At 44.7% G+C, this 21,510-nt stretch carries 27 protein-coding genes; 19 read left to right on the top strand and 8 right to left on the bottom strand.

Annotated elements, in window-relative coordinates:
• Positions 1-2 precede the first annotated feature (2 nt).
• The 4 genes from IPL34_RS10055 to IPL34_RS10040 form a co-directional block, all read right to left on the bottom strand.
• Entirely contained in the window at positions 3-1,265 is a 1,263-nt protein-coding gene (locus IPL34_RS10055) for an AAA family ATPase (protein ID WP_296841287.1), read from the bottom strand.
• Positions 1,262-1,891 (bottom strand): RNA ligase family protein, encoded by a 630-nt coding sequence (locus tag IPL34_RS10050; RefSeq protein WP_296841286.1) that lies wholly within the window; start codon positions 1,889-1,891, stop codon positions 1,262-1,264. Before IPL34_RS10050 ends, IPL34_RS10055 begins: the two co-directional genes overlap by 4 nt.
• Positions 1,892-2,034: 143 nt before the next feature.
• On the bottom strand, positions 2,035-2,319 hold the full coding sequence (locus IPL34_RS10045) for a hypothetical protein (protein WP_296835791.1): 285 nt from the start codon (positions 2,317-2,319) through the stop codon (positions 2,035-2,037).
• Complete coding sequence (locus tag IPL34_RS10040; RefSeq protein ID WP_296837415.1) at positions 2,316-3,173, bottom strand: IS4 family transposase; 858 nt, start codon at positions 3,171-3,173, stop codon at positions 2,316-2,318. Before IPL34_RS10040 ends, IPL34_RS10045 begins: the two co-directional genes overlap by 4 nt.
• 307 nt (positions 3,174-3,480) lie before the next feature.
• On the opposite strand from IPL34_RS10040, the gene kynU reads away from it, so the two are divergent.
• The gene (gene kynU, locus IPL34_RS10035) at positions 3,481-4,674 is read left to right on the top strand and encodes a kynureninase (RefSeq protein WP_296841283.1); all 1,194 of its coding nucleotides are present in this window, start codon (positions 3,481-3,483) and stop codon (positions 4,672-4,674) included.
• A gap of 11 nt (positions 4,675-4,685) precedes the next feature.
• Here kynU and IPL34_RS10030 read toward each other — a convergent pair whose 3' ends face one another.
• From IPL34_RS10030 to IPL34_RS10020, 3 genes are all read right to left on the bottom strand, one after another.
• Positions 4,686-4,835 carry a hypothetical protein gene (locus tag IPL34_RS10030; RefSeq protein ID WP_296841281.1) on the bottom strand — a complete coding sequence of 50 codons (150 nt, stop codon included), beginning with the start codon at positions 4,833-4,835 and terminating at the stop codon, positions 4,686-4,688.
• A gap of 1 nt (position 4,836) precedes the next feature.
• Positions 4,837-5,565: a MipA/OmpV family protein gene (locus IPL34_RS10025; RefSeq protein WP_296841279.1), complete on the bottom strand. Its 729-nt coding sequence runs from the start codon at positions 5,563-5,565 to the stop codon at positions 4,837-4,839.
• Between the two features lie 94 nt (positions 5,566-5,659).
• Positions 5,660-7,891: an N-acetylmuramoyl-L-alanine amidase gene (locus IPL34_RS10020; RefSeq protein WP_296841277.1), complete on the bottom strand. Its 2,232-nt coding sequence runs from the start codon at positions 7,889-7,891 to the stop codon at positions 5,660-5,662.
• Between the two features lie 229 nt (positions 7,892-8,120).
• On the opposite strand from IPL34_RS10020, the gene IPL34_RS10015 reads away from it, so the two are divergent.
• Entirely contained in the window at positions 8,121-8,414 is a 294-nt protein-coding gene (locus IPL34_RS10015; RefSeq protein ID WP_296841275.1) for a hypothetical protein, read from the top strand.
• Here the strand turns inward: IPL34_RS10015 and IPL34_RS10010 are convergent.
• Positions 8,398-9,045, bottom strand: coding sequence for a hypothetical protein (locus IPL34_RS10010; RefSeq protein ID WP_296841273.1), 648 nt, complete (start codon positions 9,043-9,045; stop codon positions 8,398-8,400). The two genes, IPL34_RS10015 and IPL34_RS10010, sit on opposite strands and share 17 nt — an antisense overlap.
• A 425-nt stretch (positions 9,046-9,470) precedes the next feature.
• On the opposite strand from IPL34_RS10010, the gene IPL34_RS10005 reads away from it, so the two are divergent.
• The 17 genes from IPL34_RS10005 to IPL34_RS09925 all read left to right on the top strand — a co-directional run bounded on the left by IPL34_RS10005 (position 9,471) and on the right by IPL34_RS09925 (position 21,506).
• Positions 9,471-10,760, top strand: coding sequence for an integrase family protein (locus IPL34_RS10005; protein ID WP_296841272.1), 1,290 nt, complete (start codon positions 9,471-9,473; stop codon positions 10,758-10,760).
• A 56-nt stretch (positions 10,761-10,816) separates the two neighbouring features.
• The gene (locus tag IPL34_RS10000) at positions 10,817-11,080 is read left to right on the top strand and encodes a type II toxin-antitoxin system RelB/DinJ family antitoxin (RefSeq protein ID WP_296841271.1); all 264 of its coding nucleotides are present in this window, start codon (positions 10,817-10,819) and stop codon (positions 11,078-11,080) included.
• Complete coding sequence (locus IPL34_RS09995) at positions 11,067-11,330, top strand: type II toxin-antitoxin system YafQ family toxin (protein WP_296841270.1); 264 nt, start codon at positions 11,067-11,069, stop codon at positions 11,328-11,330. Before IPL34_RS10000 ends, IPL34_RS09995 begins: the two co-directional genes overlap by 14 nt.
• Before the next feature lie 139 nt (positions 11,331-11,469).
• Entirely contained in the window at positions 11,470-12,087 is a 618-nt protein-coding gene (locus tag IPL34_RS09990; protein WP_296841269.1) for a ProQ/FINO family protein, read from the top strand.
• A 617-nt stretch (positions 12,088-12,704) separates the two neighbouring features.
• Positions 12,705-13,460, top strand: a complete 756-nt coding sequence (locus IPL34_RS09985; RefSeq protein WP_296841267.1) for a GPO family capsid scaffolding protein — start codon at positions 12,705-12,707, stop codon at positions 13,458-13,460.
• Positions 13,461-13,478: 18 nt separating this feature from the next.
• On the top strand, positions 13,479-14,543 hold the full coding sequence (locus IPL34_RS09980; RefSeq protein WP_296841265.1) for a phage major capsid protein, P2 family: 1,065 nt from the start codon (positions 13,479-13,481) through the stop codon (positions 14,541-14,543).
• Positions 14,544-14,545: 2 nt separating this feature from the next.
• Positions 14,546-15,178 carry a phage terminase small subunit gene (gpM, locus tag IPL34_RS09975; RefSeq protein WP_296841263.1) on the top strand — a complete coding sequence of 211 codons (633 nt, stop codon included), beginning with the start codon at positions 14,546-14,548 and terminating at the stop codon, positions 15,176-15,178.
• A gap of 2 nt (positions 15,179-15,180) precedes the next feature.
• Positions 15,181-15,468 carry a hypothetical protein gene (locus IPL34_RS09970; RefSeq protein ID WP_296841262.1) on the top strand — a complete coding sequence of 96 codons (288 nt, stop codon included), beginning with the start codon at positions 15,181-15,183 and terminating at the stop codon, positions 15,466-15,468.
• A gap of 418 nt (positions 15,469-15,886) precedes the next feature.
• Positions 15,887-16,627, top strand: coding sequence for a hypothetical protein (locus tag IPL34_RS09965; protein ID WP_296841259.1), 741 nt, complete (start codon positions 15,887-15,889; stop codon positions 16,625-16,627).
• The gene (locus IPL34_RS09960; protein WP_296841257.1) at positions 16,624-16,989 is read left to right on the top strand and encodes a hypothetical protein; all 366 of its coding nucleotides are present in this window, start codon (positions 16,624-16,626) and stop codon (positions 16,987-16,989) included. The genes IPL34_RS09965 and IPL34_RS09960 overlap by 4 nt, the downstream gene beginning before the upstream one ends.
• On the top strand, positions 16,986-17,228 hold the full coding sequence (locus tag IPL34_RS09955; protein ID WP_296841255.1) for a hypothetical protein: 243 nt from the start codon (positions 16,986-16,988) through the stop codon (positions 17,226-17,228). The genes IPL34_RS09960 and IPL34_RS09955 overlap by 4 nt, the downstream gene beginning before the upstream one ends.
• A complete protein-coding gene (locus IPL34_RS09950; protein ID WP_296841253.1) occupies positions 17,225-17,464 on the top strand; it encodes a hypothetical protein in 240 nt (79 codons plus the stop codon). The genes IPL34_RS09955 and IPL34_RS09950 overlap by 4 nt, the downstream gene beginning before the upstream one ends.
• The gene (locus IPL34_RS09945; RefSeq protein WP_296841251.1) at positions 17,461-17,781 is read left to right on the top strand and encodes a helix-turn-helix domain-containing protein; all 321 of its coding nucleotides are present in this window, start codon (positions 17,461-17,463) and stop codon (positions 17,779-17,781) included. The genes IPL34_RS09950 and IPL34_RS09945 overlap by 4 nt, the downstream gene beginning before the upstream one ends.
• Positions 17,778-17,963 carry a hypothetical protein gene (locus tag IPL34_RS09940; RefSeq protein ID WP_296841249.1) on the top strand — a complete coding sequence of 62 codons (186 nt, stop codon included), beginning with the start codon at positions 17,778-17,780 and terminating at the stop codon, positions 17,961-17,963. Before IPL34_RS09945 ends, IPL34_RS09940 begins: the two co-directional genes overlap by 4 nt.
• Positions 17,956-19,986 (top strand): replication endonuclease, encoded by a 2,031-nt coding sequence (locus IPL34_RS09935; protein ID WP_296841247.1) that lies wholly within the window; start codon positions 17,956-17,958, stop codon positions 19,984-19,986. The genes IPL34_RS09940 and IPL34_RS09935 overlap by 8 nt, the downstream gene beginning before the upstream one ends.
• Positions 19,987-19,988: 2 nt before the next feature.
• Positions 19,989-21,329, top strand: coding sequence for a hypothetical protein (locus IPL34_RS09930; RefSeq protein ID WP_296841245.1), 1,341 nt, complete (start codon positions 19,989-19,991; stop codon positions 21,327-21,329).
• Positions 21,330-21,506: a hypothetical protein gene (locus IPL34_RS09925; protein WP_296841243.1), complete on the top strand. Its 177-nt coding sequence runs from the start codon at positions 21,330-21,332 to the stop codon at positions 21,504-21,506. It abuts the gene before it with no gap.
• Positions 21,507-21,510 lie beyond the last annotated feature (4 nt).

Below are 21,510 nucleotides of genomic sequence, written 5' to 3'. Positions count from 1 at the left end.
AGCTAGAGCGTACTCCAATTCCCTGATTCATATAAGAGTACTCCATTCTCGCCTATCACTTGATACTGATGGGCTTCCGTTAAGTTGGGTAATTGAAACTGCTCTATCTGACGCTCTAATACACTTTGAGCCACACCATACTCACGCTGATTATTTTGCTTATCAAGCACTTTAAGCGGCAATAAAAATACCGCCAGAGTGATTAAGGCATGATAATCGCGCCCTAAGTCTAAAATCTGCGCCCGTAACTCAGCTCTTAAATTGGTAGCATCCCACACCACACCGCGTTTTTCTCGTAAGGCTGCTTTGAGCTGCGCTTTGGCGGCTTGAATAATCTGACCACTGTGTTTTTGGCTATTACGTTTACCATTAAATTGCTCGCGTAACTCATCCAACGAGATCACTTCATAATCGGGATAATGTCGTTCTAGCCAAGTCGATTTGCCCGAACCACTTAACCCCACCGTCATAACTAAATGAGCATAGTGTTCACGGTGCGCATAGGTTTTACTAATCACCTCCTCGACCATGCGCAACTCACCCTGCTCCAAGGCTGCCAAACTATAGGCATAGACATAGCGCTGTGCTTTAGGGCTTAGATTATTCATCCGCGTAGCAATATGCTTAGGTAGAGGGTTATCACCCCAACAAGCAAAACATTGCGCTTGATTTCTAAACTCATCCAAACACATGAGTTGCCACTCTAGATCGGGACAAATACGCCCGCGCATATCGGCGACCTCTAGCCAATAGAGCAACTCTAGATCGACCTGACGCGCTAAGCGCCAATAGGCAGCAACTTGAGACTCTTTTAAGGCTAAATGCTTGGGCATATGGTGTTCGCCCACTAAATGCAGTACTTGCCACAGCACATTGAAAGGTAACTCCCACTCCATGATGCGCGGTGCTAAATAGGAACGCCCCACTGTTTCATGTTGGGGTGCTCCAATGCGCTCCTTGCCTTGTAATAACATAGGTTTGGTTTGTACGGGTTTAGCAATATCGTGGAGCACAGCGCCTAAAATGAGTGCTTGGCGTCGCTCTCCGGTGATATGCCTAGCCTGTGTTTTGAGTAATTGATACAACTCATCCAGCACCATTTGAGTATGAATATGGACATTACCCTCAGCGTGCCACTCAGCATCCTGTGGAGTATGCTTAAACTCATACAACCACTCACAAGTCGAGCCTAAATACTCAATACACTCCTCTAAATTGGGTGTCGCTGCTTGTGCAAGTTGTTGCAACCATTGAGCACGTTTCATACATCACCTCGTAAATGGTTAGGTTGCACAGCTGCAAACATCCAATGCTGATCGGTTTGCACATGGCGCGGTCTGACCCACTTGGCGACAGACTGAGCAAATTGATCATAATGAAAACTCGCTGCTAAGCGCACCACATAACCCTCAACCTTTTGGGTATCGAGTACTAAGCTGCGCAAATAGCTTTCATCCCAAATGCCCTGATGCAAAACAGGGGGTGCGACAATACCTAGTAGTGCAAACCACTCTTTAGTCTCAATCCAGCTCAAACATTCATTGCGTTCATTCCATATTGAAAAGCCGTAAAAATAGCTTTCCAGCTCAAAGTACTCGATGGAATGTTGGGCATACATATTTTCCCCACAAATGCGCCACCCCTGTGGGATTTCATGCGCAATCGTGTGATGCCAACGCTTCACCCAATCGCGCGAAGGGTGATGCTGACTATCTAACGAGCGGGCATGAATATGATCGGTATAAAGCGTGGTATTTTCACCATCCATTTTTTCTGTAATCACCACCTCACGCCCAACGAAATGATCTAAATCGAGCGAGTAAATATCACCAGCCGTCACCGAACGTGACCAAGGCAAATGGGGGGTACGCGGGTATTTGATATAACGCATAACCATCATCCTAAATAGCATTCATAACAGCATTGCTTAGATTAGTAGCGTCTAAGTACCTAGCAATACGGTGATTTTTATAATGTGAATATCAATTTAAGCGCGTTACATGATGGGTGAGTCCTCTGTACACGACAATTCGCTTAACTCATTGAATCTTTTTCAAAAGAAAATCGCCTGAGTTTCATCCGTCCATCCTCGATCGCCATGAATTGTGGTGGACAAAGGAACAGAAGCAGCAGCCTAAGCCTATCCACTTTTTCCCGTACCCTTCCATTCAATAAATCGGTCAAGTAGTCCAAGCCGTAACGGAAGACACTTTGCTCTTTGCGTCCATGTTTTTTCGTCTTCAAAGGCTTGACGGCTTTTTCCTTCCATTCGCCGACTTTGTGCGCCCAACAGAAGCCAATGGCAAGCAACGCCATCATCTTTTTGATGCGAGGGGTTTGGTGAAGTGAGTGGCTTCCATGTGAAAACCACGCCCTTTCAAGCATTGGAACAGGTTTTCAATTTCCCAACGTAGCCGATAAGTGCCAATGGGATCAGCCGTGTAGTGGTTGCTGGCGATAATCAACAACTCACCACTGGGCAGCTTTGAGCCACTGAGCCAAACCCATTCCCCGCTAACGTCGCGACGGTGACGGAGAACGCGCCGTTTACCCGGCTTGAGGTTGGCAAACAGCGAGCGGACATGCGCCTCTTTTTTGTGTTTGTCGGTCATCAACTGATTACCCTTGATACGAATCAAGTAGGGAATCTCTTTGGAAGACAACCACTTCCACCATTGACCACCAATAAACTCACGGTCAGCCAACACACCCAAGATGTTGTTGCGCCCGAATTGGCTGATAAATCGTTGCAGCAGGGCAATACGTTCACGTTGGTTAGAATTACCGCGTTTGTTCAACACCATCCAGTAAACGGGGATAGCCGCACCTTGGTAAACAACCGCCAAAGTCAGGAGATTGAGGTTGGATTTGCCCCATTTCCAGTTGGTTCTGTCGAGTGTGAGGTAGTATTGTTGACCACTAAAGGCGAACATTCCCATAAGAAAATGGGCAATGTCATTGTAATTAAAGAACACTTGGCTAAAAAAGCGTTGCATCCGTCGATAGCGGGAACCAATGTCGGTGTCAGAATCTATGTGTACCGCCAACAACGCCAAATTCATTTGTCGCGCACTCAGCAAAGTATGCAGCATTCCCACAAAACAATCCAAACGGGGCTTGCCCCAACTCAAGTGGGCTTTTAAACTGTCACGTAGTCCATCGCTCAGATCCATTTTGCTCTCCTGTGTGGTAACTAGAGAGTAAAACATAGGAGCGGTGGACTTTCACCATCTCCATGACAAACATGCTAAATCAATAAGTTAGTGGTTTTGTCGTGTACAGAGGGGTGAGTCTTATAGTTTGCAGTGAATCAAATGGCTTTCAATATCCGGTCAGACTGAAGCTGTCAATCATTAGTTCCGCTACTGATAGCAATTTCCCGTACAAGCGTAATCGATAGACTATGTTTATGTTTTGGAATTGTACTACCCGTTCTAAAGCATTAGCATCACCGCTACACCTCACCACTAGGAAAGCGCTATGACTTCTTTTGCCACCACTAAAACCCTGTTCCATATTCCCGATGGCGTGATTTATTTAGATGGTAACTCATTAGGTATGTTACCCAAAGCTGCTCTGGCTCGCGCTCAAACAGTCATTTTTGATCAATGGGGACAACAACTGATTAAAGGTTGGAATGAGTCGGATTGGATGCATTTACCTAATCGAGTCGCTAATCGAGTGGCACGTTTAATAGGTGCGCCTGTGGGTTCGGTGATGATGGGTGATACTCTTTCAATCAAAGTCTATCAAGCCTTAGCAGCGGCTTTATCACTCAATCCTGAGCGGCGTGTGATTGTGTCAGATAGTGGTAATTTTCCTTCGGATCTCTATATTGCCGATGGTTTAGTACGTTTGCTGGATAAGGGTTATACATTAAAAGTTCCCCAGCCTGATGAGGTAGAAAGCCTAATCGATGAAAGTGTGGCAGTCTTGATGCTAACTGAAGTCGATTATCGCACTGGACGCAAACATGATATGCAGCGTTTGACTGCACTAGCGCATGCTAAAGGCATTATTACGGTGTGGGACTTAGCCCATTCAGCAGGCGCCATTCCGGTACATCTACTAGAGGCTCAAGCCGATTTTGCCGTCGGTTGTACCTATAAATATTTAAATGGTGGCCCAGGTGCACCCGCTTTTATTTATGTAGCGCCTCAGCATGCTAATAAGCCTTGGCCTGCCTTATCGGGCTGGATGGGGCATGATGCACCGTTTGCTTTTGATTTAGATTATCGCCCTGCACAAGGGGTGGAGCGTATGCGCGTGGGTACACCTCCGATTATTGCCCTAGCTATCCTAGACGCCGCACTCGATGCGTGGGAGGGTGTGGATATGATGGAAGTGCGAGCTAGCTCTATTCAATTAAGCGAGTTATTTATACGTGAGGTGGAAGCACGTTGCCCTAGTTTAACTTTAGCTAGCCCGCGTGATGCGACTCAAAGAGGCTCACAAGTATCCTTCCATTTCGAGCACGGTTATGCAGCAATGCAGGCACTCATTGCAAGGGGAGTGATTGGGGATTTTAGAGCACCCGATATTATGCGTTTTGGCTTTACACCTTTATATATCGATGAGTCAGATGTGCTGCAAGCCGTTGCTGTATTGGAAGAAGTGATTAATAAAAACCTATGGGATAGACCTGAATACCAAAAGCGGGCTGCTGTGACCTAACTTGTACTAACTCAGGTATTTGAACTAACGCTAGCCCGTTGGGTACGTTTTTTCCAGAGACGCCGCAAGTACATCCCTGTAGGCTTCAAGGCAGCATCCTTGCCGCCAAGACTCTTCCAAAAACATACCCAACGGGCTAGCTCTAAGCTACTCTCATTCATTTCAACGAAACTTATAAGCCAACCCAATTTTGGCATAAGGGGCAGAGCCTTTTTCCACTAAGGGACTATCTTTAATAGCGCTATCATAAGCCGTGACTCCCACACCACTGATCATGGCAAGATTACGCGACAAAGGAAACTCAACATCGACACCCGCTTTGAGTACTTGAGTAGAACCGAGCTGATAAGTCGGGCGTGTTGCAGTGGACTCACTCGCTTTCACCCCAAAGTAGTAATTACTCACATCTTTGTCTAGCCACTGCACTGATACTTGCGGCAACCATAAGGCTCGACCCGCTGGTATAGGCTTAACATAACGCAGCCGCACCTGATTACCCTTATGCGCATTAAAATCATGCGTGACATCCAACCCCACTACACCCGCACGTCCTTTCCATGCAGTGCCCGCGCGCAAATTGATAGCACGATCAAGGCTATCCATGCCTGAAGTCACATTGCTTTTACCGCGTTTATGATCCCACTCATCTAAGCCTGCACCGATATAGGTACGGTTAGTCGAGGAACGGTAGACATTGAGCGAAGGGCCGGGGAGATAAAAACCCTCACGATCCAATCTAAAACCACTGAATTTGACTTGATCTTTGCCGTCTTTGTAAATCGAAGGCTCCACCTGTAGAGCAGCCCCTAAAAACAACTCATCCTCAGCCGCTACCCACTGAGCACTCAGCAAACTAAAACCTAACACTAAAAACGTTGAGTACTTTGTCATCTTATTAGCTCCTGCTTTATCACTAAACCAAGGATGACGCGGTACTCAACACTTGCCTAGAAACCTCTTAAGATTTCAGAAATTTAACTACACACTAAGCAGGCAATTCCTCTAACAAGTCCTCCAATAATTCCTCAACTTGATCTAAGGTCAGCGTTTCATTATTAGCTGATTGACTCACCATAGAGGTAGTCAGTCTATAAGTCAGCGCTTTATTGTCCACTACTTTATTATTAACACAACTAGCTACTTGAGCCGCTAATGGCACACCTAACATTAACCAGTTTTGTACAATAGTAGGACGACTACTTAAAATCTTATTACCGATGATTTGGCAATTTCTAGCATTTCTCACACTAATGCCATGCTCATGATCATTAATAATCAAATTATCTTTGATAACACTATCTTGTAAGCGCCCATTAAAGCATACAATGCCCTGCATGAAGAAAGTTATATCATCAGGATAGCTAGGTGTAATATTATAAATCGTATTATTATTAATCGTGATGCCTTTTAAAATAGAGGTATTTAAATCGGCTGCTTTATACTTCCACATTTGGATAGCATCACAATGATTATTTTCCTGACTATTTTTAGCATAACGAATATCGTTATTAGTCACACTACATCCATCTGCTAAAGGTCTAATACCATCATCACAAAAATTATGAATTTTATTATCCACTATTTTTGTATTAGCGGCTAAAGCCTCTATCCCTACACGCACATTAGTAATAGCATTTTTACTAATCAAACAGTTTTCACCTGCAACGATAATACCTTTTTTCGCTTTGGTGCGCCAATCTCTAGGTTGCCACTGTGCTGATGTATTAACAGACTGTACTATTAATCCTGTTACAGTACAGTTCTTACTATTTACAGCAACTAATGGGGAATTTACCTCACTGGCTTGAGCCGCTTGACTACTAACCAAGATTTTATTTAAACCATTTATCACTAAACCTTGTGAATTATTAATCTCAAGTCTTTTAAGATTAACAAAATTATTTTGATAAGACTCTATAGTAATAGTTTTACCTGTAATCACTAAACCATCTAAAGTTAATTTACCAAATTGACCTACCAAATAAAGTTTGACAGGATGAGTAGTAGTATTAATATCAGTCAACCTAATAACTTTATCTTGACCATTACCCTGAAAGATATTAGTACTGCTCCTACTTAAAGCCTCTGCTGTATAGGCTTTCATATGCATGCCTTTGGCAGTAGGCATATCAGTTAAATGATATGCAGGCTCAATATCCTGTTCGCCCTCTGGTATATCACAAAATGACTCTATTTCTGGGGGCGCTGGTTTCTCATCCGTCTCAGGGGGAGTATCAATAAGCTCAATAGATCTTGCTGGTAATAAATCCTCCTGCAATAGTCCTTTATGAGCTAATCCTAAACTCGCATCTAGCAGTAGTATTGCGCCTAAATCCTGCGAATAAGAGGCTTTGCTCATGGAGCGCATCAATGAACGTGCACCTATAGTCGAAGAGCTATTTAACTCGATTCGGACTAAATCTAATGCCTCATAAGCAGGAACCCAAGTGCATTGATTAGGCTGCACAGCACTACGAGCATCGAGATAATAAGCCCCTTCTAATAACTCCTCACCATAATAAAACTTACCATCCTCAAATTTTAATTTGGCAATAATACTATTAGACTGAACCGTTTTTGCGGTAAGAAAACGGTATAAAGGCACACACCAACGCTCACCACGAAAATCCCACTCAGTCCAAGGCATACCAACATCAGGTTTTTCAAGCTGTTGTGTACTAGATAGAGTACTTTGACGTACCAAATCTATAAACCATGCTTTATTGACTTTAGTGCCGGGGCAGGTTTTTTGAGTTTTAGGGTCTTCCCTGTGAAACTTGATAGTCGTTTCAGTAATACTAAGCCCTAACCAATTGGCTAAAATGGCAGTTAACTGTGCTGCATTGAGCCAGCAATTTAGTCCACGACCATTTAAAGGATCTTCAGTATCATAATTACCTAAAACTTCAATACCTAAAGAAAAACCATTAAAACTCCTTGCATGAGCACCTGTTCTTAAGGGATCGCTCATACCTAAAATCCTTTTATCATCCACAAAAAAATGCGGGCCACTACTCATATTACAATCGGTTTCATAAAAATGCTGAATATTATTAATATGCTGAGTGGTTAAACCATTAGGACGCTGTGCTAAAGAAGGTGCATAAGTATGATGTAAAGTAATAGCTTTACACCAACTAGGTTTAACCCCTAAAGAAACTAGATAATCTTGTAACTCTTCTACTAGCCATGTTTTCCCTACATTCTCAAAGCCCATTTTATCTACTCCCCAAGTTAATTGCTTTGAACTCCTCACTGTCTAATAAGATCACTGAGTAATAGATATATTGAACTAGAGGACTATTGTTATACTATTTAATCGAAGCTTTATCTATCTAACAGCTAGATATTATCTGCTAACTAGGCAAGCTAAACGGTTGTTATAGACTAACAAGAGCCAAATCACTATAATGAGAGCCTATAAAATAATCAAAGTATTAGTGAATATGAATAGTTTAGTATTAAGGGCAATGATTTTTTTATTATTAATCTATCACCCTAGCTTAGTGGCTAATAACGAGGGGGTCAGGTGTGAGCTAATTTATATTGCTAAAAAAATTTATCCTGAACGTAATTGGATTAGAACGATTGAGCGCGTGGAACTCAAAGAGGATAAACATCAAGATCAAGGTAAAAACCTAGAAAAGTGCAAAGCTAATGCCTTAGATACTATTCTTAAATCAGGTTGGAAAGTGATTAGTGAAAAGGAATTTAAGCAACTCTCTAAACCCACTCCGTAGTGCAATGATCGATAACTACTGCATGCGGTTTTAGATTAATACGATACCCCTGACCATGTTGATTAATAATAAGCGTTTTCTCTAATAAACGTCCTCCTAACTCATCTCTTAAACGCTTAATCATAACAGCGCCATTATCTTTATTAATATCAATCGCATGTAATAAGCGTCCCTCTTTACTGGATTTTATTAGCTGACTTAAGGTCTGCATTTGTGATTTATTTAGGGAAATTTCCACATTGTCTACTCTTACTCTATTACCCTCTAGTAATTCTAAACGCTCAAATACAATACCAGACTCTTTAAAATTAGTGAGTTTGTTTTTATCTAATGACCATAAATAAAGCTGTGCCATTACAATAACCAATAATAACACTATAACTATTAATAAAATGCTGATGGTAGTAATTAGAATATCTTCTTTTACCGTATTTTCATTAATATAAGCTTCTAAACTATAAAGTGAAAAATTACCGTTAGGTTTAACAATTGATTCTTGAGGAGAGTGTTGACCTATTGAAATGACTTGATACAGAGCAATAATCGCTGTGAAAATACACAGTAGCACTGAAATTAATAAAAAACTGCTCACCCAAAAAGGCTTAATGAGGGCATCAACCCACCTCTTCATAGCACTCTCCCAGCAGATAAGTTATATTAAGTGCTTGTTATAACGCTTAACTGTTTGTTTGACTAGAGTAAAATGTTATTTAATTGAGGGCAAAAGTAGATGGTTTGATTTTTGAAGTTGTGAAGCTAATAGCTATATATACAAACAAATCACTAAAAAACGTTAATTGCTTAAGAGGAATACTAAGAAGTGCCCAGAGCCGGAGTCGAACCGGCACGGATGTCACCATCCGAGGGATTTTAAGCAACTGATTTTACTGCTATTTATTCCTTTATAATGTTAAGCCTACTTAATCACACATAAACCTCAAGACCTGACTTAAGAAGTGTATTATTAATTCATTGACTGTCAATTTTACGTCAAACTACTGACAAACCGTAAAACAAGGCTATGATATAAGGCGAACTAATACCGAACTTTAAGCCATGCCTGAAAAAATCAATTTTACTAAGCGCACGTTAGACGCTTTAAAGCCTAGTGAGAACGGCAAGCCTCGCAATGTCTACGACACGGCGGTCAATGGTCTATTGGTGGTGGTATCACCCAAAGGTAAAAAAATATTCAAGGTTAGAAAATCCATTAATGGCGAAACCAAGGCGGTCTATCTAGGTGAGTACCCGATAATGACACCGGTGCAAGCGCGTGAACTGGCTATTTTAGTACTAGGTGAGTTAGTGAAAGAGCAAATTCAGCACCCTGTCATAGCGAGGGCATTAGGTGCAGCTCCTAGCCCAATACCTAATCCAGCTCCTAATCCAGCTCCTAACCCAGCTCCTAGCCCAATACCTAGCCCCGTATGGGTTCCAACCCTGCAACAGGTATTTCATGATTATCTCAAAGCACGGCGCAAGCTCCGACAAACCACGATTGATGACTATGAACGCTGTTTGCGAGTGGGCTTTCCCGACTGGTTGTCTGAACCTATTACGGCGATTAATGAAAAAAAGGTAGAACAACGCCACGCTGAACGCTCTCAGGAATCCAAGGCACGGGCGGACAATGAAGCGCGGGTATTACGATCATTATTCAATTTTGCTAAGCGCGAATATAAAAATGTGCATCATGAACCCTTGATTACCTCAAATCCGGTCGAGCACTTGAGCCATACACGATCATGGAATAAGGTTCCACGTAAAGAAACTTATCTCTCAGAACATGACCTCAAACAGTGGCTAGAGGCGGTTAATACCTTGCCCCAATGGTACGGCGGCAAATTGGCAGCCGTGGCTAGGGTGTATTTCTTATTGGTGCTGTTTAATGGTTATCGGCGTACAGAATGCAGCTTGTTGACGTGGGACAAGATTGATTTTGAACGCGACACGATCACCCTAGAACAGACTAAAAACGGCAAGCGCCATACTTTGCCCCTCACACCAGCGACTAAGACCCTATTGCAAGTCTGGCAACAGCAGACCCCTTATCAAGCGGGTTTGGTATTCCGTGCGACCGATGGTGAGCGACCTTTGCAGCATATTGATGCCGTGGTGAAGGCGATTAGGCAGCGTACCGGTAGGCATTGGGCGCTACACGATTTAAGGCGCACCTTTAGCACGCTGGCGCATAGCGGCGGGATGGATTCGTATATTATCAAGCGTTTATTGAATCATACCGACGGCTCCGACGTGACCCTAGGCTATGTGATTAGTGACGTAGAGACTAAGAAAGAGCCGCTTAATTGGATTGCGGATACCTTGTTAGAGCAAGGTAATCTATAAAATGGTGTGAACTATGCTAGACTGGCTATTATTGTTAATCAGATGATATACATTTTATGACTGCTAATGCTCTTGTTACTACTCGCGTTGATGAATCCATCAAGCAAGAAGCCGCTCAAGTACTGGCTACTATGGGCTTGACTGTATCCGATGCGGTGCGCTTAATGCTTACCAAGATTGCGCGTGAACATCGTTTTCCCTTTGAATTGCGTGAACCTAATGCCGAAACCGTGCAAGCCATGTTAGAAGCGCGGAAAGGTCAATTAAAAGCCTTTAATAGTATTGATGACTTGATGGCAGACTTACATGAGAAAGATTGAACGTACCAATGCGTTTAAGCGTGACTTTAGACGGCATGGTGAGCTAGATAGTGCGTTAATCGAAGTACTTTGGAAGTTATCCAATGATGAACTGTTGCCAGAGTCTTACCGTGATCATGCCTTGACAGGCGATTGGGTAGACTTTCGAGAATGTCATGTTCACCCTGATTTATTGTTAATCTACCGCAAGCCAGACGCTCAAACGCTGCAATTAGTGCGTTTAGGTAGTCATAGTGAGCTAGACCTGTAGTGATCTTTTACTCCTAGCCCTACAACACGCTACCGAGCCTCAGTGCCTTGGGATGTTACGAAATAGCAGTACTCTTAATTCGTAACATTTGAAGATAAAAGCCAGTAGCGAAAATCTTGCAATCGATGCGAGTACTAATATGACAGACCAACCCAAAAAGACGCTTAAGATTATTCGTAGAGTTGCGCCTGCAACTACTCCACCTCCAGAACCTACTAAGCCAGTACCAGAACAGCCGATTCAACGCAGCGGCAAGCGCGTACTGACTAAGGACAAACTACAGGAAGTCAAGCCGGAAAAAGGCACAGACTTTTACCGTGCCAAGAAGTTACCCAAACCTAAGCCAGACTCAACAGCAGACCAAGCCCCACCTACAGGCACTAAGCCCACCACGACCAACGCGCTTAAGAAACCCGCCAAACCTAAGCCACCTAAGAAAAAAAACATTAAGCCACCGAGTGACATACGCGCTAAAGAGCTGGACGCTAGCCTAAATGCCTTCCCGATGTGGCGTGAACGTAAACCACTGGCTTTGAACTTTGAGCGTCAAGTGTTTCAGCATGTGGGCAAGCATCATCTGAGTGCATCTAAGCGCGTGGTGCTGAAATTATTAGAATGGCATACCGCTAACCGTTTCTACCTGCAAGCGGTCGCTGAAGGCGGTAAACGTTTTAATCTGGATGGAAGCGAGGCGGACACTATCCAAGAGTATGAGATTGCCCATGCACTCAATAAGCTGGCTAAGCGTAAGAAGTGAGCCGGAAATTAAGCGGAAATTAGCCAGTAATTAGCTTTTCATGTGTAGTTAGCCCGATGTATACGGACATTTAGGGTGATGTCCGCGTACATTGCCTTGAATGTCCATCGTTTGACTAGGCTAGTGGTGTGCCTAACTTCTAAGGGTACGCCACGCGCACCCCCCCACACCTGCCGAAAAATAAAAAAGCGTTAAATAAGTTTACTGATAGGGTTAACCAAGCCCTTGCTAGTGCGGGTTAGCGCCTTATTGAGGTCTTAGCCTGTTGTAGCACTGTTACAAAAAGCTACAAAACGCTACAAAACCCGCATTTATCCCGCGTTCAGCCATTCTTTAACTAAACAGCACTCTTTAAAGATTGTGGCTGTACTGTAGCAAGTACAGCCGTGCCGCTATAGTCACACCTGCCTGTTTTGCCCGATGCTAAAGACCTTAGCACTTACCTAAGCAAGACCAACACGACAGGCAAACACTCGAAAAACTCTTTAAACAGTAAACAAAGTGTAAGCAGTGCGGCTGAGCAGTTGACAGGTCAGCCGTGCCTCAATAGCCGGAATGTTTGAATCTTTGCATCATGGTGGTGTTGAAACCCAACTTGAGAACTGGATGAAAAACATATGTTAATAACCGATTGGATACGTGCAGCGGTGGCTAGTATGACCATCGACGGGCGCGAAATTACCGAGCAACACTTAAATGAAGTGGTTGAAACCTATTCACTAGCGGTATATGCCGCCTCTATTTCTAATGAGCATATTAGAGGCTTATCGCCAGCCAGCGACTTTAAAAACCTAGGTCGAGTCGAGGCGGTCAAGGTTGAAGTGATTAAGGATGGAAGCGCACTGCATGGCAAGTTAGCCCTTTATGTCAAAGTATCCCCAGCCCCTGAATTAGTGGCAATGGTACGCAATGGGCAAAAGCTTTATTTCTCAGTCGAGCTAACCCCTGATTTTAAAATCAATGCGACCGATACCCCTAAAACCTATTTAACCGGAATTGCCGTAACAGACAGCCCAGCCAGTTTAGGGCTAGGAATGATGCAATTTTCTGCCTCGATGCGCCAAGCGCAGGTCATTTCAGACCCTTTAGAAGCCACCATTCCCTTAATGATGAATCAGGGCGCAGTAGGTGCAGGTGCGGCGCTGGACAATCAGTGGTTTAGTGCTTTGCAGGCTTTGCATATGTCCCTTAATCAACAATTGCAAGCCATGACTAATCAATTTAATCAACAGCTTAGCGAGCTAAAGCAACAGGCTAAAGAGACGCACACCATCATTGAAGAAATAGGTAATGGCAGTCAAGGGCGCTTTAAGCGTAGACCTGCCACGGGTGGCGCGTCTTATCAAACGGAACATGACCGCGTTAGTTATTAAGAGGTTTAAACCAGAATTATGCAAACTCAAACTAGAAAACTATTTAATAAAGTCCGTGAAGCGGTCGCCCATGATAATGGGGTGGAGGATGTTGCCGAAAAGTTCACGGTATCCCCCTCAGTAGAACAGCGCTTGACCGAGCAAATGACCGAAAGCGCGGATTTACTCAGTAAAATTAACATCATCGGTGTCACTGAACAAAAAGGGCAAAAGCTCGGAATCGGGGTAGGCAATCCGATTGCCAGCCGTACCGACACCAAGGATGAAGAAAGAGAAACCGCCTATGTGGGTGAAGTCAATCCCGATGATTATGAGTGTATGCAAACCAACTTTGACACGCACCTTGATTATCGGGTGATGGATGCGTGGGCAATTGCCAAACCACGCGGAACTGACCCTGTTGGAACCTTTGGGGTGTTGTATCGTAAAGCTACCCTTAAACGTATGGCACTCGACCGCATCATGACCGGATGGAATGGCACACATGCCGCCAAAAAGACCAACCGTGCCACTTATCCCTTATTGCAAGATGTGAATGCCGGATGGTTGGAAAAAGTACGCGCTAATGCGCCACAGCGTTTTATGGGCTATGACTCCACCGGTCAAGCCACCAGTGATGTTTATCAAATTGGTGAGGGTGGCACATACCAAACCCTAGACGCGGCGGTCTTTGATGTCATGGCAAGTCTATTAGATGCGTGGCATGTGGGCAGTGATGACCTAGTACTCATGCTAGGGCGTGAACTATGGGTGAATCATGGCTTAAATCTGTATAACGACAGCCGTGCAGCGACCGAACGCAATGCGTTACAAACATGGTTTGCCACGCAAGCCATTGCAGGATTGCCCACCATTTGTCCGCCTTTCTTTCCCCAACGCGGTCTAGTGGTCACGTCCTATGACAATCTGAGTATTTATTATCAGACGGGTGGGGTAAGACGCGCCATTATTGATAATCCTAAGCGGGATCGTGTAGAGGAATATTTAAGCTCTAATGATGCCTATGTGGTGGAGGATTACGGCAAATTTGCTGCGATGCGCTCTAGTGCCATTCAGCTTAAACACAATGGCGCGTGGGTGTAGTGGTGATCAGTCCCGCGTCACAGCATCGGGCAAAGTGTGAGGTGGTCAACGCCTCACCTATGGCTAAGGTGGGTGCTATTCCACAAAAAGCTTTAATGATTGCGAGTTTAGAAGCGGATATAGCACGGTTAAAGTTAGAGCGTAGTTTGCGTGATCGTATCAGCTTAAAACGCCAATGGTTGCCTAAGTATCGAGAGTACTTGCAAAACTGCCTAATACAGCCTCGCTCAGGTCATAACGAAAGTTTTGTAGTGTTGTGTATTTGGGCGAGTGATGTGCACGATTGGGCGTTATTTATGCCTCTAGCGGAATACGCACTCAAACAAGGGATGAACGCGCCTCAAAATTTTAAAAGTCCCTTGCCCGAAGTGTTTTTAAGGGATATGGCGCACGAAATACTCAAACATCCTGAACCTTATTTGATGGTGGACTACATCGCGCAATTATTAGAACTGACTGCCACTGATAGCATCACTGATTCGGTACGGGGTAAAGCCTATGAAGCCTATGCTTATGCGTTAGAAAGTACCGATGTAGCACGAGCCTTAGTACTGTACCGAAAAGCCCATGAGTATGGTCAATCGGTTACACGTAAAATCAAAGCGCTGCTTAAACAATTAGAAGGGGTTAGTTAACCATGACCGGACCAACTGCCAAACCTAAAAGAACGCCACGCGCCTATCTACTGGATAAGCACACCGCTGCTAATGGTGTGGTGTTAGAACATCGCAACGGGTGGATGAATAAAAGCCAAGTCGCTAGAGCCTTGGGCTATAAAAATTCGCGTTCCGTGGATAGCTTGCCCTTAACGGCTGTGGAAGTACCGCGTAAGCATAAAAATGCCCAGCTTGTCCTAGAGCCATTATGCCGCTATCGGCTGCATGATGTGTGCGAGTTTATGACACGCTATCAGGTCAAGCGTTAAACGTTTTCGTTCTCAGGTGGGAAAAACATCCCTGATTGTCCCTAAGCGGTAATTACTCATAGTGGGATGTTTTCAGGCGGTCGGGTGGTTCAACGTCATTTCACCCCTGACCGCCTTTTTTTATGCCGGAAAACCCAAAGGCAAGCATTTTGTGACGTTTGAACCAGATGAAGGCTGTACCTGCACCAGTACAGCCGCGCACTCGTGGCAAGTTAGCCACGTACTCGACAAGATAACCCGTAACAGCTTCAGCGTTTTTATGAGTCCCTGTGTTGAGTTGAGGCGGCGTAAGTCGCCTGCTTTTTACAAGGCAAAAAAAAAGCCACCTGTCTGGGATGGCTTTGGAGCTTTTACCTACCGCGTGACGACAACTAAAACAACGTAACGCGGTAAAGCTAACATTAACAGGGGTAATAGTATGCCTACCGTTCAAAAAAATCAAACAATCAGCCTTCAATCATTCAATTTTATTGAATTGAGCAAAAGCACTACACCACGCTATGATGCACCCATGCCTATTGAGTTAGGCATAAACGCAGAAATTGCAAGTAGTTGTAATGACAGAGGCGACCATAACCGCCAACACGCAGGCGGTGGTCATAAGCCTGTAAGCTACCCAAACGGCGGAATGTCGGGTGTGCGTAGACTACAACACGGCTTAGACCGAAATACACGCATCGTGTCCTCTGGAGCGACAACTACACCTGACAATTCTGGATGTAAGTTGAAACTTGACAGAGTAACGATCATGACCGCCTTAAGTGCCTGTACTAGCAAGGCTTTTGCCTACCCTGCTAACCTCACCTATCTAGATACTCAAACGGGCGTAATCGCCTACCAAGACGGACTACCCGTCGCGTGGATTGTCCTAGGTTTTCATAAGGGACAACTCAATAACCAACCCCATACCAGCCGCTTTGTCGATGTGGTGTATTATCGTGCCACCTATCATGGTGTGAATTTAGAAACTTTTGAAGCCGACAGCCTAGAACAAGCGCTTCAAGCCCTAGAGGTGATCTTCAGTGACCTACCCTATATCACCCAAAAAGCGGAATTAATCCGCCTATTTGCCACGCCACAACCCACACAGCCGCTCAATAAAGCCACACTCAAAGCCAATAACCCCTTTACCAGTCCAGCGGTGGAGGTAGCAGCATGATCAGTCTATCTGTTGGTGCATCAAAAAGTGCCTTTCGTAGCGTATGTGAAGCCCATAGCCGTGTTTATGAAGTGCAAGCCTTATTAGGTGCGGTAGCCGCTAACGCCTGTGGTGAACAGAATGAATATTTCAGCATCCTGTCGGGTCTTGAACGTTTGGTGCAAGGCATTAGCGACCAGATCACCGATATTGAGCGCGAGGTAAGCGACCTTGAGCGGCAATTAAAAGCAAGCGCTAGCCCTAAGCCAGTTGATCAAGACGTATTAGGCAACCTCATTCAAGAACTCAGTGCGGATGAAAAAGCCACCTTGTTTAAGCTCATTCAAGAAGCCAAAGCACAGACGCAAGGAGTAGCAGCATGAGCACTCTAGCTAGGCAACCCGTTCTTGATGCACTCGATGCTATTAAACTCACCACATGGCAAGCTCAAGCGCTACTACTCGCTATTCCCGATGACAAAGACGAGGGCTTTTGGTCACTCAGCAATGGCTTGCAAGTCTCTTATTTAGATGCGGTGGTTGATCGTTTACGCCACATAGAAGCCCATGTACAAGCGATTGAAACGCTTGCACTGCAACAAGCTAGCGAGGTGACAGCATGATCACCCGTCAATTTGTGAATGAAATCAACGAGCTTAAGCATGAATTATTAATGCTGCAAAGCCTCTCCCAACTGGTTCACGACAATATCAAGCTAGTAGCCGCCTGCGAAACCGAGCCTAGTGTGTTAGTCGGTCAAGATGTAGCGAACCGCCTATGGAAAGCATTTCAAACCCTTGAAACCCTCGAAAATCGCCTAGAAACCTACTTAGAATCCCGTGTGGAGGTAGCAGCATGAAAAACTACCGCTCTAACCTCTTCACTCCTACCGCCAAACGTGCCCCGAAATGGCGGCGTGATCGTGAGCAAGCCAAACGCGCTAAAATTATCCAAAATGTAGCCGCCTTTGCCCTGCAAGATGACCCGTTATTGAACACCGAGCAAGCGGGTGCTTATCTGCATTTAGCCCCTAGCACCCTAGCCTTGTGGCGTTGTCATTATCCAGACCGCCTGCCTTATCTCAAATTAGGTAAAGCGGTGCGCTATCGTCGTTCTACCCTAGATCACTATCTGACTCAGTGTGAAGTCACCGACGGGCGCGGGGTGAAAAAATGAAACCTACCCTACCTATTCCGGTGAGCTTTGACCAGCGCCTGCAACAGGTCAAGACCGAAATTGAACGGCGTATCGCTCAAAAACAACCTGCAAATCAATACGCCATGCGAGCGCGTCTATGGGTGAGCTGGCTAGCTAAAAATCTACCTACCAACGCATCTAGTGAGGTGAGCCATGTTTAACTCACTACCCTCGCATCATCGTGAGGATGCGATGTGGATTACTGAGCGTCTAGCGGAATTACCTACACTCGCTCAAGACTGGCTTATTCAGCGTTATGAACAGGCTTTTACCGATACCACACTTAGAGCCTCAGAAGCCCGACGTAATGCGAATCACAGCCTATTAGAGGCAGTCGATACCGCCAAACGTATAAAACCTAATAGTGAGCGCAATAGCTCCCTCTCTGATGAAGCAATAAAACTCAAAGCAGAACGTCTAAGCCTTTTGGCTAGACGTTCCATTCGTTCCTTAGGCAAAAGTGAGGATGGTCAAGCACAAGCTTATCAAGTCGCTTGTGAATTATTGGAGAGTCAAGGTGTGCCAGTAGGTGATCAATCGCCAGCCGGATTAATCGCCAGAGTACAAGATGAGCAGTTTTGGCGTAAACGTTTGACCGTGACCCAAGATCGTGAGGAAGAGCACTTCATGATTGCCAGCGGTGCAGTCGGACGTGGTAGAGGTGCTTATTTGTCGAATCCGCTCCATACCCGCATTACCAACCGCATCAAAAATGCCTACAAAGCGATGGAGCGCCTAGAAGCCGTCTGTGAAGAAACGGGCGAGCGTATCGAGATGATGCAGATTCTTAAGGGTTCTCTAGCAAATCCTGACGTAAGACGTGCTGAATTGATGGTACGGATGCGCGGTTATGAACACTATGCTAAGGCACAAGGTCATGTGGCGGTCTTTTATACCCTCACCTGTCCCTCTAAATATCACGCTCAAACGCAAAATAAGGGTAAGGCAATCCCTAACCCCACCTATAACGGCGCGAATCCACGCCAAGCACAAGCGTACCTCACAAAATTATGGGCGCGTATTCGTGCCAGTTTTAACTACTATGAGCTGAACGTGTACGGATTCCGTATTGCAGAACCGCACCACGACGGTACACCACACTGGCATTTATTGTTATTCATGCCCAAAAACGACCGCTATGAGGTCACTCGCATCATGCGTGACTATGCACTCTCTGAGGATGGACACGAAAAGGGGGCATTTAAATACCGTTTTCAGGCGGTCAAAATCGACACCACAAAAGGCAGTGCTACCGGATACATTGCCAAATACGTCTCAAAAAATATCGATGGTTTTGGAGTCGATGAAGATTTTGAGAGTGGCACGTCTGCGAATGATTCAGCCTCCCGTGTGCGTGCATGGGCGTCTCTGTGGGGTATTCGTCAATTCCAGCAAATAGGCGGCGCATCCGTCGGTGTGTGGCGTGAACTACGCAGAGTCAAAGATGAAAACGACCTTGAGCACGATCTATTAAAGCAAGCCTACCGTGCAGCCGATAGCGGCGATTGGGAACGTTATCTAGTGGCACAAGGTGGCGCATGTATTCCACGTAAAAAACGACCCTTAAAGCTCTATACCCTCTCCCGTGTGAATGAGGAAACGGGCGAAGTTATGACCAATAAATACGGTGAAATAGTCGCCAAGGTGAAGGGCATTAGTTTATGGTCAAACCCTACTATCGAAACCCGTGTCCATACATGGCGCATCGAAACCAAAGCCGAGGCGGTCAATACGTTTAATGACGTACTCAAGGGTGCTGAAATTACGTATAAGCCCGACTTTGACCTAAACCAGACCGTGCAACAGACCTTCCCGTCTTACCCGGATAGTTCCCTTTCTTCATTGGTTAGCGCTATTCGCGCTAACCCTTGGTGTACTGGAAATAAGTGTAGAGAGCCTGATTTTCCACCAGCACCCACCTATCAAGAAACTGAAAAATGGCGCTATGAAGCCGCTGCTATGTGGCGAAAAATCCAGACAAAGCCCTATTTAGACTCATGGGCACACCAACACTATGAGTCAGAGGCGGATTATGTAGAGGCTTGTATGCAGCGCTTTGACCGTTCCACTACTCAAGACTATGAAACACGTCAAGAACAGGTAGCACTCTGGTTGTATAGCCTCGCTTGTGAGGATGAATTTAACGCCACAGCTCAGGCAATCGGTCAAGGTAAGGAGGATTAATCATGGAAGATTTATTATTCATCGTCTTTCTAGTAGCCGTGGGTGCTTTGGTATGGCTCAAGATCAATCAAGGCAATACCGACAAACTAAACGCGCTTAAACGCAAAGCTAAAGGCGCAACCGGAATAAAAATAGTCGAAATTGCCCTACTCCTATGCGCGGGTGCTATGGGTAGCTTTTTTGCCTACCAGCTCCTAAGCCCTATTTCTGCACTGTTGGCTATTGTGGCAGCGGTGCTAGTCATCTTCTTCAATCTATCTGAAGGCTACATTTTACGCTCGACTGTGAATAGTTTTAGGCACAATAATATTCTAGTAGGCGGTATTGGAATCATTACCGTATTAATGCTAATGCTCTATTCATTGACCGCTGGTAGTTCTGTCATCGAAACCTTTTTAAATAAACACGATGATATTAAAAAGTATTATCAATATGAGGAATTAGCGTCTAAGCAAAGAATAGAAGGCGCACAGGCTCAAGTATTAGCCGCACAATTAAAAGCGCGGGAATCCGATAAATATGGTTATTTAAATAGTGAATCCGTCGCCACTGCACAAGCGAATGCCTCTACCCTATCCGCGAATGAATATAGCCGCATGGCGCAATTAATGAAGGACAAAGCACCGGATTTAAAAATTGCGTTTGGATTCGATCACGAAAGTATTGCTTTTATTATGGCGTTAGTATTAGAGCTTAGTATTATTGGCGTGGTTATTTATCAGGTGCTTTATGTACAAAACGATGCCCTACTTTCAGCGGTGCGCTATGAAAATAAAACCCTGAACTGGAATGTAAACCCGCATCATACTGCTAACCTAAGCCTTGAAAACTCACCAGCACCGGATATTATCGCCCTGCCTTATTCAGCACCTCAAGTCGGTTTTGGTGGCGTAGTACCCACTCTTAACCCTGTGCAAGCTAACCCTGCCTACCCTGTGTCTAACCCTGTGCAACTAGACCCTGTGCAAGCCCCTTCTAACCCTGTGCACAGGGTTACACAGGGTTCAACCCGTGCAGTGCCTACACAGGGTAGTCATGACCCTGCACTGAGTGACGCTAACCTTGCTCCTACTGATAAACAAGATGAGCTATTCGACCTATGGGTTATGAAACTAAGAGCAGGGGAATTAAAACCGAGTACCGAGCAAACACGGTTATTTATTAGTGAGCATAAACTGGCTAATGGAATTAAGTTAATTGCAGCGCTTGCCGATTCATGGTTAAGCCGTGCTTATAATATTGGTATCTTAGAATTAAACCCGATACAGAAAAACGGCGTTTCTAAATATAAATTAGCCAACAATCAACAGAGTGGGGTGATTCATTTGGATAAGGTGGCTTAAATGAGTACTGAAACACTACGCTTAAATATTAGTGATCTAGAAGCACTCCAGATTAAACGTGAGGCTAATTCAAAGGGCGCATTAGTGGATATATTCCGCTACTCGAAAGACTTAATCGAGATTAAAATTCACTACCCTAATAAGGTAATAGAGGTTAATCCCAAACGTTTATATTAACTAG

This window comes from Thiofilum sp. (assembly GCF_016711335.1).
Lineage (GTDB): Bacteria > Pseudomonadota > Gammaproteobacteria > Thiotrichales > Thiotrichaceae > Thiofilum.
The sequence above is the reverse complement of the archived record's forward strand: the minus strand, read 5'-3'. Positions and strand labels throughout refer to the sequence as shown.